Here is a 14,594-nt window from a genome sequence, read left to right as displayed (position 1 = left end):
TGATGTTACTCCGCTAACGCTTCTCGCAGGCTTTTTGGACGCATGTCAGTCCACACTTCATTTATGTGGGCAAGGCAAGTTTCTTTGTTGCCAGTAACACCAACGGCTTTCCATCCATTAGGAATTGGATGATAAGTAGGCCAAATGCTGTACTGTTCTTGTGGGTTGATGACGACGGTAAATTCTGTGTTTGGGCTGTCAATACTCATAATATCCTCAACTAGATCGTTGTTCTTATTGTTTTGATTTTCTGGATTGTTGTTTCGTTAAGCGACGACACTTTCTACTGCTTGTTGAGCTTGTGATTTATCCGCAGTATCGAGTTCCGTCAGTTGCCCACTGTCCATTTTGAAAATGCGATCTGCCGCATCGAAGTAACGGTCATCGTGGGTAATAGCGATTACAGTCACACCACGCTCTTTAAGCAGAGGCAGTAACTGTTGGTAAAAAACTTTTCTAAAGCGAGGGTCCTGATCTGCCGCCCATTCGTCGAGAAGCATGCAACCTCGCTGTTCAGCAACGGCCATCAGTAACGCAAGACGCTTACGCTGCCCCTGTGAATAACGAACATCCGACAAGCGACCATTCTCTTGAGTCACTTTGTGGCTCATTTCCAGGCGGTCCATCCACTCTTTGATATCGGCCTCTGGAACATCTTCGCCTTGTCCATTGGTGATCTGGTGGAACAAATAGAAGTCACTGAATACGGTAGAAAATTGCTGGCGATAGTGAGGCCAGTTGAGCTCAGTCATAGGTTGACCGTTCAAGAGAACGTTACCTGTATGAGGGCGATAAAGGCCGGTCAGTAAACGAGCAAACGTTGATTTTCCGCTGCCATTACCACCGATGATAAAAATCATCTCACCTTTCGAAGCTTTAAAATTGATCGGGCCAACTTTAAAAGGACGGTCATCGCCATCAGCACGGTATTCGTAAGTCACCTGTTGGAGATCGATGCCTTCAAATACTTCTGGTTGTTCGTTAGCCTCAACAAGGTTTTCATTGCCACTTAAATCGAGAGATTCAAGCTTGCGCATAGAAATATTGGCGCTAATAAGGCCTGGCAGCGCACCGACCGCGGCCATAAGCGGCATGCGCATAAACAAAATGACCAGAGCGAAGGTAGAAGCGACGTCAAAACCAGCCCAACCTAAACCCAGCGCCAGATAAAAGTTCAGACCAATCAGTGCCAGTACAATCGTGTTAGCCATGTTGGCAGCAAAGCCATTGTAGATGTCCGCTCTTGTGACTTCGTCTCGATAACCCGCGGCATTGGGACCAAACTCATCCTCAAAATAACGACGAGCACGACTAGGATTCAGTGATAGCTCTTTGCGCCCGTCAATCAATGCTTGATAGTCGTGATAAAGCTTATCTTCCAACTCACGTACTTGGCGAACGTGGAAAGTGATTCGAGTCACCAGTCCGTAACCAATAACACCAGTCACACTTAACATCAGCAGGCTTACGCCAAATAGAGGTAGTGAAAGGAACGCAAGATAGGATAATGCCACTACGGTAAGTACTAAGCCGTAAATCATTTCCGGCAAGGTAACAAAGGCAATAGTAATGTTACGAATATCGGTGTTCAGTGAAGCTAGCACCCCAGCACTACCAACATCTTCTATTTGTTCTATATCCGTGTTAATCAGTTGCTTAACCAATTGACAACGCTTTGAATAGACAAATTGGTGGCCCAACTTGTGCAGTGACACCTGCGCAACGGTCGCCGTGATCAATAGAAGCACCAGCAATCCAGCAAATTGCCAGATAGCGCTATGAACACTGGTTGTCTGACTCAATAGTTCATATTGAATAAAAGCAATCACGCCTATACTGAGAAAGGCACTTGCCACACTCAGCAAAATAACCAAAGCGAGCGCTTTATGTTGTTTATGAGCCAACTGAAAAAGTAATTTCATCTCAAATCCATATTATTAATTATTATTGTGATTATCATTATCAACAAATTTTAAAACAGCATTGAGGGAACCTGAGCATCGCTTCCCTCATGACTAAAAATTAGAGTCTGCGAAGTCCCCACATCAGGTACATACCGCCAATCAAAGACGCAACCAAGCCAGCCGGGATTTCTTGTGGGTACAACATTTGGCGTCCTAGCCAATCAGCCAGTAGCATTAATCCCATACCGACAAGCGCTGAACAAATCAGGTGTTCTCTAGCGCGGCTAAAACCAAACAAACGAGCGAGATGCGGCGCCATCAAACCAATAAAACTCAATGGGCCAACAACGAGAGTGGCACTAACTGTCAGCGATGCCACCAGCAGTAATAGCAAACCTCTCGCCTGCCCTACTTTCACTCCAAGTGCGCGAGAACTGGCCTCTCCCAAAGGTAATATGTCCAGCCAACGAGCCGTTAAGAAACTAAAGCCAACAAGCACGAAAGTCGCGACTGCTAAAGGAATTAAGGTCGTCTCTGTAACAAAGTAAGTGGAGCCAGAAAGCCAGGCTAAAACTTGATAGCTACGTGGGTCACCGCCCGCCAATACGAAGCTTTGTACGGCGTTCATCAGAGCTGTAATAGCGACACCAGTCAGCAGCACACGTTCAGGTTGGAAGCCAGACTTGCGGTTCAAAAGAACAATCACAGATAGCGATGCCATCGCGCCCACAAGTCCACCTAGATACAAGCCAACGAGACTAACGCCAATGCCAGAGAACATGGCAATGATCAAACCCAAAGCGGTACCAGAGCTGATTCCGATCACTTCAGGGCTCGCCATCGGGTTACCACTTAAACGCTGAATCACCGTACCTGCGGTAGCCAACATCACACCAGCTAAGGCGGCAGCAACAAGTCGGGGCCAACGCCACTCAAGCAGGTTCCACTCACCTGAGAACACTAGCCACTGCCAACCAGAGCTTTGAATTGAAGTGGTACTAAAGATAAACAAAGCGACTGGGATAACGAGCGCAACCAGTGCAATGGCATGGTGGTTGAGGCTCTTAACTTGCTCACTATGACGCGTCATGACTGTTTGCGTCTGGGTTTGACTGCGCATCGACAACCTTGGCAGTAACCACAATAAGAGAGGAGCACCTAATGCGGCAGTTGCGGCACCAGTTGGCACAATCATGGCGGCAATACCTGGGAGCTGCTGGATAAGCAGATCCGTAAGCGTTAGTAGTAAACCACCTAACAGCATGGAGACGATTAACTTAGGCACAAGACGATGCACACCAGTTGCACGAGCAATCGCTGGAGCAGCGAGACCTACGAAGCCAATCACGCCAACTTTAGCAACCACCCAAGATGTCAGTAACACTGCAAGACCAAGACATATAACGCGCAGCTTCGCCAGAGACACGCCAAGACTCTTAGCACCTTCTTCAGATAATTCCAACAAGGTTAGCGGCTTAACGAAGAGGAATGAAATACCAATCGCTAATCCGAGTCTTGGCGCGAGATAAGCAATATCAGACCATCCTGTCTGAACGAGAGAACCCGCCCCCCAAATCATTAAACCAGCCAGCTTATCCTGATTCATCATTAACAGAACAGTGCTGACGGCACCGAAGTAGAGGTTAATGACCAGACCCGAAACCACCACAACAGTCGGTGACAGTGCACGACGCCATGACAGTGCAAATACCAGTGCCATTGTTCCCACACCACCAAGCAAAGCAATCAGTGATTTAGAAAACGTCAGTAACCAAGGGGCATACAAGGTTGCCATCATAAGGGCAAAACTGGCACCACTTGCCACACCCAAAGTGGATGGTGACGCCAAAGGGTTACGCAATACTTGCTGCATCAGTACGCCAGCAGCAGCCAAAGCAGCACCTGCAATCAGTGTCGTGAAAAATCTAGGCCACCAAGTTAGATGCAATCTAACTGATTCTGGCGACATCCAATCTGCTTGGAAAAGGCTATTCACGCCTGCTGAAAAATTGCCAGAGGCATTCAATTGAAATCCTGCAATGGTCAGCATAAATGCCGCGAGTATCGCGACAAGACTTAGAGATAAGATTCTCATTGGGTGACCTCCTCAGCCAGAGCAGAGGTGACCAAATTAGCGAAACGCATCGCTGAGGGTAAACCACCAAAACTCCATGTTGGTTTTACGGTGATTACCGGACGACCCGTTTGCTCAATCAAATATTGCCAATATTGGTCTTGCGCTAAATGTTCCTTTACGCCAACAGGAAGAGGTTCTATGACGACAAATTGCGCATCGATACCCTGTAACTTATCAACGCCTGTGAGAGCAAAGCCCCATGCGTTAGTGGCTTTGTCCCAAGCATTTTGAATGCCCAACTGATTCAATGCCACTTTATAGATGCTGTTCTCACCAAATACTCGAACATGTTTGGTATCCATAAACTGCACTAAAAGCACTGGAGGCAGGTTGTCAGGCAGTGCTGCCTTGAGGCCATTCAATTCAGCTTCACTATTGGCGATAAGCTGTTCAGCTTGCTTATCAGCGTTAACCTCTTTTGCCATGCGGCGAGTGAAATCAGTGACGGCCTCCCAGTTAACCTCACCCACTTTATACAGGCCAAGAATTTTTACAGGTGCAATACGAGATAACTGAGTCTCAAGCGAAGCGAAACGAGGAGACAGGAATATGGTGTCTAGGTTTAGCTCAGATAATCTTTCTAGGTTGGGTTGAGTGCGCAGGCCAACATCTACAGTCTCATCCGGTATTTTCGGACTTCTCACCCAGTCGTTGTAATCCGACTGTTGAGCCGATGCCACAGGCGTAACGCCAAGAGCAATCATGGTTTCCGTCTGAGACCAGTCAATGGACATCACTCGTAATTTATCTTGTGACACCTCTGTTCCAGCCATGGCAGGCATGATTACCGTCAACGTAGTAATACAGGCGATTGTCATTCGTTTGATGTTTAGCATGGCATTGCAACCGGATAACCTGCAGCGTGGTCGGTGATCTGCATTTCGATACCATAAATATCGTTTAGCTGCTGTTCGTTAAACACTTCAGAGACAGAGCCTTGAGCGATCATTTTACCGCTATGAAGTGCCACTATATGGTCGCAAAAGCGAGCGGCCATGTTGATATCGTGTATCACGATAAGAACGCCTAATTCGAGTTCAGTTGCCAGTTTCTTTATTAGTTCAAGCATTCCTACTTGGTGAGCGATATCAAGAGCAGACAAGGGCTCATCCAAAAGCAGATATTGAGTTCTCTGAGCCAGAAGCATGGCTAACCACACTCGCTGACGTTCACCACCCGACAATGTATCAACCAAGCGGTCTGCATACTTTTCCGTATCCGTCATCTGCATCGCTTGTTGGATGAATTCTTTATCTTTCGTACCTAAACGCCCAAGTAAGCCGTGCCATGGGTAGCGGCCAAAACTCACTAGGTCTTTTCCTGAAAGGCTATCGGTAGGTGGTAAATGCTGAGGAAGATAGGCGATTTGCTGAGCGAATTTCTTATCTGACCAATCGGAAACTGATTTGCCTTGTAGCAAGACATCTCCGCTGGTGGATTTTTGTTGCTGTGCGAGAAGTTTAAGTAGCGTTGATTTACCTGAGCCGTTATGGCCAACCAGAGCGTAAATCTTGCCTGGTTCAAAATTCATATCAAAATCTGACAACAAGCTTCTGTCGCCAACGCTAAATGCTAGTTTTCTAGCTTCGAGCATATCCGTTCCCTTAAACTCTCTTTTTACATAGGGTTAATCAATAAAAAACGACTGATTAACAAGGTGGAAGTTATATAACAGTAAATATATAAATGCAAACCATTTTCATTTGCAATTATATACACAATTGTTAAGGTATTTGGTTGATATATAAGGCCTGAGCTTAGGTTAAGAGCGGTAGATTTAAGAAATGAACACGCTGACTGAAAGTACTAAAAATAAACAAAACTGGCTTCAAGGGCTTCCAAACCTGCCATTCACTGTTAATCAAACGGAACTGGTGGTTTGCATCGTGTCATACGATAAGTCACTGTTCCCTAAGTCACTTTATCCGAGAAAAGAGCTACCCTATTCCATACAGAAGGCGCACTTTTCACGTCAGGCTGAATTTGTCGCAGGTCGCTCTGCGGCTCACAATGCTCTTGCTCTCCTTGGAGAATCTCATCAAATAGGCATAAATTTAGATCGTTCTCCCAATTTCCCACCTCACCTTAGCGGCTCAATTTCTCACTGTGAAAACTACGCGGTTGCAGTGGTCGAGAGGAAAGAAAAGCTGGCAGATCATCATATCGGTGTCGACATCCAACGTCTCCTTTCAGGTCAGGAAGTAAAAGATACTCACGCTTTTATCGCTAGAGAAGAGGAGATAGATCTGCTTGCTCAAACAGGTCTGAGCCGAAATGAAGCGGTCACTTTATTGTTTTCAGCGAAAGAATCACTCTACAAAGCTATCTACCCTCAAGTTCAGGAGATCCTTGAGTTCGATGTCGTTCGTTTAGTGAAAAGTGGTAAAAATAGTTTAAGGTTCGAATCGAACCAGTATCTGATTTCGAAAGGAATTTCTAGGACTTTGGAGAGTCACTATGCATGGTTTCAACAGTGTGTGATTTGTCTATCTAAAGTGGCAGCATAATGACGGCAGTGCTAATCACTGCCGTATTCGCTGAACCTAGTGACTTATCTGATAAGTCCGAGCCACGTTTTCCGCAACGTTTGCTAGATTGCTTGCGGCTTCATCAAATGCTTCTTGCAGCGACATTGGCCTAGGTAAACAGGCATAGACAGCATCAATACCGTGCTCATAGACTGCTTGGAAATTATTTCCAGTACAACCCGCAATCGCAATAACAGGAAGATTAAATTGCTTAGCCAGTTTTGATACGCCTACGGGAGTTTTGCCATGAACCGTTTGGTCATCAATTTTGCCTTCACCAGTGATCACTAAATTCGCGCCTATCAGTTTCGATTCTAGCTCAACCGTATCCAGAACAATCTCTATACCCGGCTTTAACACTGCATTAGCGTAACCAAGTAAAGCCGCACCCATTCCACCAGCTGCACCGGCACCAGCCGCAGTAAGCACATCAACGCCAGCATTTTTTTCTGTTACTTGGCCAAAAATCTCTAGAGATTTATCCAGCAGGGCCACATCTTGCTCAGTTGCCCCTTTTTGTGGTCCAAATACAGCGGATGCACCTTTATCACCACAAAGAGGGTTATCTACATCACACGCGACGACCACTTCACATTGCTGCAGTCGCGGATCCAGCTTGGAAGTATCAACACTTCCTAGGTTTGCTAGGCTTGCACCGCCAACAGGCACAAACTCTTCGCCTGTTTTATCTAAGAAAGCAACACCTAATGCAGCAAGCATCCCAGCGCCAGCGTCATTAGTCGCGCTGCCCCCCAATCCAACAATCAGCTTGGTTACACCTTGATTTAACGCGTGCTTAATCAGCTCACCAGTTCCGAAGCTGGTTGTAATCTTAGGGTCTCGTTTTTCTGCTGTGGCAAGGTGTAAACCACTTGCTTCAGCCATTTCGATCACAGCGGTTTTGTTGTCACCCAACACGCCATAGAAAGCTTGCACTGGCTTACCTAATGGTCCAGTTACCTCAGTGAATACTTTTTGTCCTGAAGTGGCGTCAATTAAAGACTGAACCGTACCTTCACCACCATCTGCTACTGGCACTTTTAAAAACTCAGCATCAGGCCATACTCTTTCCAACCCCGCCTGGATTGATTGAGCGACTTCTATTGCGGACAAACTTTCTTTGAATGAGTCTGGAGCGATAACAATCTTCATACTGGCCTATTCCTTTCCACTGATGACTGTAGACATTATGGGACAAAAAAAGAGCCGCATCATTGTGCAAATTAACAAAATACAAGCTAAATAAAACTTAATTATGGTAAATATGCACAATCTAACTAAGCTTACCAAGCTGAATCGCCAGATAAAGCTGCGCCATATGAGAGAAATCTGTTGTCTCAAATCCTGTAATTTCAGTGATCTTGTCCAAACGGTATTTCAGAGTATTTCGGTGGATAAACAATTTGGAAGCCGTGTCATTTGCGCTGCCATTTGCATCAAAGTAGGCCTCCAAGGTCGCGATAAGCTGGCCTGATTTATCATGCTCGACCAAGGTCGCTGTCATTTGTGACAGTTGCTCTCCCTGCCAAGTACCATGTAATGGCGCTAACAAAACAGGCAATTGATAATCATCGAGAAGGTACACCGCATTCTTGGGACGTGCCGCCTTCCCTATTTTCATTACCTGAAGCGCCGAGTTGTAAGCGGTTTGCCACTCCTCAAGACTGCGGGCAAATTTTCCTGTTGAAACCTTTAGATTTCGACATGGTGTTTGCTCTAACCAGTGAAGCCACTCATTTACGCTATCTGCACTCAAGGGCTGTTCTGTCGGAACAAAAATGACTAAATGGCGTGCTGACAAATGAGCACAAAGGTGATGACCCGGTTTTTGGTAAAGACGTTCTGTGAGTGTTGCTGTGGAGCTATCTTGAGTAGGCATCTCGACCAGTAACAACTCCCATGAATCACTCGGATTCACTGAGATTTGTTCAGCACCATCTCGCATTTCGGAGGAAGACAAGCGCCCTGTTAGACAAGCTAAGATGAACTCATCTCTGTATCGTCTATCACGTTGAACTTTTTCCAATAAGTCGGCTTGGTCGATGATAAGCTCAGCCGTCATTGCCACAAGCTCAGCTACACCACGAATCTCATTAGGTTCACCAGTGATGCCAACCACACCTAGAATGGCATTTTTATGTTTGAGAAGAAGGTTAACACCAGGTTTGACGCCAGAGAGGAGTTTGCAGTCTTCTGAGGTCACTTCAACTGAAGCCTTTCTGCTTAATGCCAACAATGCCCCGTCGTGTGTCTGACCTATACGCGAGCTTTCTCCACTTGCGACCACAAGACCTGCATTGTTCATCACGTTAATGTTGTAGCCAATAATCGGCATTGTGCGATCAACAATTCGTTGAGCGAGTTGAGCATCTAGCATGATCGTCCCTGAACTCTTTGATTTCTTATACTTTAGAGAGTCTGACAGATCTCTAACCTTGCTCCTACAAGATTTTCATTGTTTTGCACAAAAGTGACAAACGGGTGTCTTGCGTATGTAGCCTGCTAGCATTGCTAATCACAATATCGATTCCTCACTTCCAGCATTGTCCTTTACTAATTAGTTAGTTTTTATCAACTTTAAAGTTATCTAATAGATAAATACAATATAAATTAATCATTTATTAGTAACAAAGACACCTATTAATTTTAATATATAAAACGTTAGTATTTAACTAGGTCAAAGATATTGAAAACTCTAATATGCCGTTCTACCCAATCATTTTTGGATATGTGTGATAACAAACTAGTTTCAGGCGCTAATGTTCACTGTACATTTAAATTATTAAAAGACGATGCAACATGGATGCAAGAATATTTAATTGAAAAAGGAGGAAAGAGACTTTCCGTAACATTGTTCCTACAAGATATTTAAGTTATTAAGATATATATCCCATTTTCCAGGGCTTCACTTCCTCCCCTACTTACCGAAGCCCTCTTTTTGATAATTTTTAACCTGATTGTCGTAAATACGTCAGAAATATTCTAAATGAGCTCTACATATCGTTACAAAACCCATCTCTGTAAGGCGCTATGATCGTGCTTCAGATCACTAAATAAGCATATAGTTATACTAATTTAGATATAAATTAGTCTTCATTTATCAAAATAATAATTACAACATCTAAATGATACAGATGAGTAATGCATGCTTTTGTAGAAGGAAAAAATATGACAAAACCACATATAGACAGTTTTAGTCTTCCTGTTGGTAATTGCATCCTATGTCGAAGCGATACGGGTGCGCAGATTGTGTTAGATGCAAATAAATCCTTTTCTATCACTATTCCAGAAAGTAGCGTGTTAAAGAAGCTAATAACCGAAAAAGATAGCGTCGTAAGCAAAGATGACTTAATTGTCGAAGCATGGGGAAGACCTGATATTATAGGTCCAAACTCCCTGCCTGTCGCCATAACAAATTTAAGAAAAGTTCTGGAAATGGACAATATAAAGATCGTCAACGTTCCAAGAAAAGGCTATAGGCTAGATTTCTCTGAACATGAACCGATACTAAAACCTGTTGAAAAGGAAAGTAATAATCTTGAGCCATTGGTTTTTGAGGCTAACCCTATTTCGGAGTCCATTTCAAAAGCCAAACTATACCTATGTTTTCTCACCATTATTATTACTCTTTATAGCGTTTTCTATATTGTTTTTTCATGGGTTAGCCTTGATTGCCATACATACAACAATAAAGCCACGGTATGTACTGTTAAGGGAGAAACATTCAACCCTAAAATAGTGAACGGTAAGTCAGGTCATTACTTTTACTCGTCACATAGCGGTCTTATGGAGGTAGAGTAAGATGGTAAAAAAACTCGTACCCATCTCTTTTATCACTGTTGGCGCGTTATTTCTGATTCTTACTTACGCCTTCTTGAATGGTTCTACCTGTCAGTATTCAATCAATCTTCATGTTCCTGATGACGAACGAGATGTATTCATGACCTGTTATCGCGGCAAAGTGGTAGCTCTGCAAACCAAGCAAGACCAACAAGGGAACTTCCTATCAAAATGGAAGGTTGAAGCCAGACAATTGAGAATTGGTGAGCAAACTGTTTATTTTGTCTATTCAAGGACAAAGCTCATCGATGACAACCAAGAAGATTCCAATGACCACTTCAACCAAATATCCTCAGGTTATCGCTTCCTGTTTTACCGATTGATACGCCAAGGCAATGATATTTATATATTTCAGTCTTTCCCACGCTTTTATATTCACAAAGGGCAGATAGAAGGAAAACTGGATATTTGGGAGTAGCTTTCACTTGCTAAGCAGGGTTGCTGATTACCCTGCTTCTTCACAAAAAACAGCGTTCAAATATTTCAGAAACAGCTTTAGACGTTTAGGCTGATACTTACGCTCGCGGTACACAACATAAAGCTCAGAATCGTTCATAGAGGTGATTGGTTTAAAGTCGACGCGAAAATCTGGTAGAAGAATTTGCAATGCCCCTGATCTAACATCGGCTTCAACATCTAACCTCGATTTAAGCGCAATTCCACTACCTTCCTTAGCCCAATGCCTTATCACTTCACCATCGTCAGAACAACGGAAGCTCAAAACCTCTTGGGATGAACTTGAACGAGATTCCCTGTGCTGGAAGTGCCAGAGCTTCATTTCTTGCTCATTCCTCAGCAAAGACAAACATTGGTGTGACTGAAGTTGTTCAGGTTCGTTTGGCAAACCGTACTTATCAATATAAGCAGGAGAGGCTACTAAAACACGCTCACTCACTGCTAGCTTTCTGGCAATCATGCCACTATCAGGAGGTGAGCCATAGCGAATCTGGAGATCGACGTTGCTTTCAGACAAGCTAAATAAGTCATCATGCAACAACAGATGAGGTACTACTTTGGGATAGAGCTGCTGAAAAGTATCGATAACTGGCATCACAAATTGCTTGCCAATGTCTTTGGGGGCTGAAATTCGTATTTGCCCTTCTATCTGAACCGTCGTGTTGTGCAGTTTTGCTTCCGCTTCACGGACACTTTCTAATATCTGCAGACAAGACTCATAATAATTGAGACCGGAATCTGTTAGCGCAATATGCCGCGTACTGCGGTTGAGAAGCTTCACTCCGTGCCTCTCTTCAAGCGCTTGAAGCCTTGATGTCACACTCGCTGGCGACAGACCAAGTTCCCTGCCAGCACTTGCCAACCCCTGATGCTTGACGATCAGAGTGAACAATTCCATATCCGCGAATTTATCCATTTTCTTTCTCTTTATCATTATTCAGATTGGTTGAATTATGATTTCAATTTTCACCCAATTATCAATAATGAGCAAATACATAAAATGAAATCATCAATTTCATTACCGAGATACAATTATGACGAATCAGAAAATGCCATTGCAGGTTTGGATACTCACTCTCTCTGCATTTGCTATTGGCACCGCAGAGTTTGTAATTGCCGGGATACTCACCCAAGTTTCCGGCTCTATGGGAATCACCGAAGGACAAGCAGGTTATCTTATCAGCGCCTACGCTCTTGCTATCGTGTTCGGCGGACCGATTCTTACTATCTATCTGGCTAAATTTAATAAAAAGCCCGTCTTGCTGTTTTTAATGTTGCTATTCATCGCAGGAAACTTAATTTCTGCTTTTGCGCCAAACTATACCGTGTTGATGGTGAGCAGAGTCATTACTGGATTGGTACAAGGGCCTTTTTACGGCATAGGTTCCGTTGTCGCAACTAGCCTGGTGGCAGAAAAAATGGCAGGTCGTGCTGTAGGTCAAATGTTCGCAGGTTTAACACTCGCGAATGTGCTTGGCGTTCCCGGAGGTACGTGGATAGGGCTTGAGCTTGGCTGGCACACAACATTTATTACGGTTTCAATACTCGGCATTGTTGCATTCTTGGCCATTGCTTTATTTATCAAGCCCGATCACGCTCAAGCTCAGTCTGACGTGAAAGATCAACTCATGGCTTTTAAGAATCCGATGCTGCTAATTAGCCTTTCTATTACTGTGCTTGCTTGGTCAGGTTTCATGACCTTTTACGGCTATATCGCCCCTATTGCTCAACATGTCGCAGGTTACTCTTACCATGCTGTAACTTGGATTTTGGTCGTCGTCGGTTTTGGCCTGATTGTCGGTAACCATCTTGGCGGGCGTTCATCAGATAAAGACTTAGCAAAGGCATCACTATTTTGGTCTGTTGCCATGGTTCTATCACTAATCGTTGTTGGTCTGGTATCAGAGAATCAATGGCTGTTCGTTGTCGCAAGTTTTATTTTCGGCATTGCTTCTTTCGCCAATGTACCAGCAATGCAACTGCGAGTCATGAAGCACGGTGGTAAAGGACAGGAACTAGCGGCAACTGCAAATATCTCTGCTTTTAACTTGGCTAACGCATTTGGAGGGTTTATTGGCGGAACTATTTTGGACAGTCAACTGGGAGCCAGTATGATCCCTTACGCAGCCATTATCGTCCCTCTGGTAGGCATATTACTTATTAATGCCGCAAATAAGCGTGACATGCTCGCCCAGTAACATAAAAAGCCGACTCATTGTCGGCTTTCCTCGTTTTATACAGGCTCGAATTCAGCATTAAAATGCCTCAGAACAGGTGGTTCATATGTAAACTTCAATCCCTCCATACCGGAAGCCTTTTCTTTCACTTCTTTGAAGGCATCAATCACATAATCGAGGTGTGCTTGAGTGTATGTTGCTCGTGGTACAGCAAGCCGAAGTAGCTCCGTCGGACAAGGTAATTGCTCTCCAGTTTCAGGATTTCTTCCTAACAATAACGAACCTATTTCAGCACCACGTATTCCTGCTATCTTGAAGAGTTCACACGCTAATACATGCCCGGGAAATTGCTCAGCGGGGATATGAGGCAAGATCTTACTTGCATTAATAAAGGCAGCATGGCCCCCAGCTTGCTGACACTCAACCCCCAGACTTTCCAGCCCATCAACGAGATAACGAATCTGCTGTAATCGAGAAGCTAGCCATTCTTCGCGCATACCATCATAAAGCCCAACAGCCAGCCGCTCCATTGCGCCGCCCTCGAGGCCTCCATAAGTCGGAAACCCCTCCTGTAGAACACATAAAGTCCGACATTCTTGAAAAACATCAGAAAGCTTATCGTCTTTAAAGCCCAGCAGTCCACCCATTGGAACCATCGCGTCTTTCTTTGCCGACATAGACAAGATGTCGGCATACTGGAACGATTCACGGGTAATCTCCGCGATTGTCCAATCTTTGAATTTCGGCTCTCGCTGCTTCACAAAGTAAGCGTTTTCTGCAAACCTAGCGCAGTCCATCACGACAGGTATGTCATAACTTTGCGCGATCTCATATACCTCTTTGAGATTTGCTACAGAGACGGGCTGCCCGCCCGCAGAGTTACAGGTAATAGTGCTCACAATATAAGGAACATTTTTGGCACCAATTTCCTCTATTGAATAGATGAGCTTTTCAATATCAAAGTTGCCTTTAAAGTTCGCCTCAACTGAGGTATCGAATGCTTCTTCCGTTGGAACATTTACTACTCGACAACCGTGTCGCTGCGTATGTCCTTGAGTAGTATCGAAAAAGTAGTTTGAGATCGCAGCCATATGTTGACGCTCTAAACCTTTTTCACGCTCACGCTTATTTATTAGCGCAGGTACGTAAAGCTGCTCCGCCCCCCGCCCTTGGTGAGTTGGAATAGTGTGTCGATATCCGAAAATATCCGCCACCGCTTCTTTTAAAACAAAATAGCTTCGACTTCCGCTGTATGCTTCATCACCTTTCAGTGTCGCCGCCTGCATGTTTTGGGTGACAGAGCCAGTCCCACTATCAGTGAGCAAGTCAATAAATACATAGTCGCTATCAAGCAAAAATGGATTATAGCCAACTCTTTTTAATGCTTCTTCTCGTTCTTGGCGCGTTGTTTTACGTACAGGCTCTACCACTCGGATTCGATATGGTTCCGGAATATAGTCCATACGTTTGTCGGTGCTATTAACACACTTAGCTTTACAAGATTCTGGTGGATTTGGCATAAAATTTACCTTCTGTTTTGTTTATGTTTTTA

The 14,594-nt window shown here is 44.3% G+C and carries 13 protein-coding genes; 4 read left to right on the top strand and 9 right to left on the bottom strand.

Going from position 1 to position 14,594, the window contains the following annotated elements; genetic code table 11:
- Positions 1–5: 5 nt before the first annotated feature.
- The 5 genes from IX95_RS09365 to IX95_RS09345 all read right to left on the bottom strand — a co-directional run bounded on the left by IX95_RS09365 (position 6) and on the right by IX95_RS09345 (position 5,635).
- Positions 6–209 carry an MbtH family protein gene (locus IX95_RS09365; protein WP_006962378.1) on the bottom strand — a complete coding sequence of 68 codons (204 nt, stop codon included), beginning with the start codon at positions 207–209 and terminating at the stop codon, positions 6–8.
- Between the two features lie 57 nt (positions 210–266).
- Positions 267–1,922: a multidrug ABC transporter permease/ATP-binding protein gene (locus tag IX95_RS09360; RefSeq protein WP_038159085.1), complete on the bottom strand. Its 1,656-nt coding sequence runs from the start codon at positions 1,920–1,922 to the stop codon at positions 267–269.
- Positions 1,923–2,022: 100 nt separating this feature from the next.
- Positions 2,023–3,999, bottom strand: a complete 1,977-nt coding sequence (gene fhuB / locus IX95_RS09355; protein ID WP_038159082.1) for a Fe(3+)-hydroxamate ABC transporter permease FhuB — start codon at positions 3,997–3,999, stop codon at positions 2,023–2,025.
- Positions 3,996–4,877 (bottom strand): iron-siderophore ABC transporter substrate-binding protein, encoded by an 882-nt coding sequence (locus IX95_RS09350; RefSeq protein WP_038159079.1) that lies wholly within the window; start codon positions 4,875–4,877, stop codon positions 3,996–3,998. The genes fhuB and IX95_RS09350 overlap by 4 nt, the downstream gene beginning before the upstream one ends.
- Positions 4,871–5,635: an ABC transporter ATP-binding protein gene (locus IX95_RS09345; RefSeq protein WP_038159076.1), complete on the bottom strand. Its 765-nt coding sequence runs from the start codon at positions 5,633–5,635 to the stop codon at positions 4,871–4,873. The genes IX95_RS09350 and IX95_RS09345 overlap by 7 nt, the downstream gene beginning before the upstream one ends.
- A gap of 190 nt (positions 5,636–5,825) precedes the next feature.
- Here IX95_RS09345 and IX95_RS09340 point away from each other — a divergent pair, with 190 nt between their 5' ends.
- Complete coding sequence (locus IX95_RS09340) at positions 5,826–6,548, top strand: 4'-phosphopantetheinyl transferase family protein (RefSeq protein ID WP_038159073.1); 723 nt, start codon at positions 5,826–5,828, stop codon at positions 6,546–6,548.
- 36 nt (positions 6,549–6,584) lie between these two features.
- Here IX95_RS09340 and IX95_RS09335 read toward each other — a convergent pair whose 3' ends face one another.
- Positions 6,585–7,721, bottom strand: coding sequence for a glycerate kinase (locus IX95_RS09335; protein WP_038159070.1), 1,137 nt, complete (start codon positions 7,719–7,721; stop codon positions 6,585–6,587).
- Positions 7,722–7,842: 121 nt separating this feature from the next.
- Positions 7,843–8,946 (bottom strand): sugar diacid recognition domain-containing protein, encoded by a 1,104-nt coding sequence (locus IX95_RS09330; protein WP_038159068.1) that lies wholly within the window; start codon positions 8,944–8,946, stop codon positions 7,843–7,845.
- 791 nt (positions 8,947–9,737) lie between these two features.
- On the opposite strand from IX95_RS09330, the gene IX95_RS09325 reads away from it, so the two are divergent.
- Positions 9,738–10,370, top strand: coding sequence for a winged helix-turn-helix domain-containing protein (locus IX95_RS09325; RefSeq protein ID WP_038159067.1), 633 nt, complete (start codon positions 9,738–9,740; stop codon positions 10,368–10,370).
- A gap of 1 nt (position 10,371) precedes the next feature.
- Positions 10,372–10,827 carry a hypothetical protein gene (locus tag IX95_RS09320; RefSeq protein ID WP_038159064.1) on the top strand — a complete coding sequence of 152 codons (456 nt, stop codon included), beginning with the start codon at positions 10,372–10,374 and terminating at the stop codon, positions 10,825–10,827.
- 27 nt (positions 10,828–10,854) lie between these two features.
- Here IX95_RS09320 and IX95_RS09315 read toward each other — a convergent pair whose 3' ends face one another.
- A complete protein-coding gene (locus IX95_RS09315; protein ID WP_038159061.1) occupies positions 10,855–11,781 on the bottom strand; it encodes a LysR family transcriptional regulator in 927 nt (308 codons plus the stop codon).
- 118 nt (positions 11,782–11,899) lie between these two features.
- Here IX95_RS09315 and IX95_RS09310 point away from each other — a divergent pair, with 118 nt between their 5' ends.
- Complete coding sequence (locus IX95_RS09310; protein WP_038159059.1) at positions 11,900–13,063, top strand: MFS transporter; 1,164 nt, start codon at positions 11,900–11,902, stop codon at positions 13,061–13,063.
- 35 nt (positions 13,064–13,098) lie between these two features.
- On the opposite strand, the gene IX95_RS09305 is transcribed toward IX95_RS09310, so the two are convergent.
- Complete coding sequence (locus IX95_RS09305) at positions 13,099–14,505, bottom strand: tryptophanase (protein WP_038159375.1); 1,407 nt, start codon at positions 14,503–14,505, stop codon at positions 13,099–13,101.
- Positions 14,506–14,594: the final 89 nt, after the last annotated feature.

It is taken from the genome of Vibrio sp. B183 (assembly GCF_000740665.1).
GTDB classification, from domain to species: Bacteria; Pseudomonadota; Gammaproteobacteria; order Enterobacterales; family Vibrionaceae; genus Vibrio; species Vibrio coralliilyticus.
Note: the sequence above shows the minus strand (reverse complement) of the source record. Positions and strands in the feature narration are given on the sequence as shown.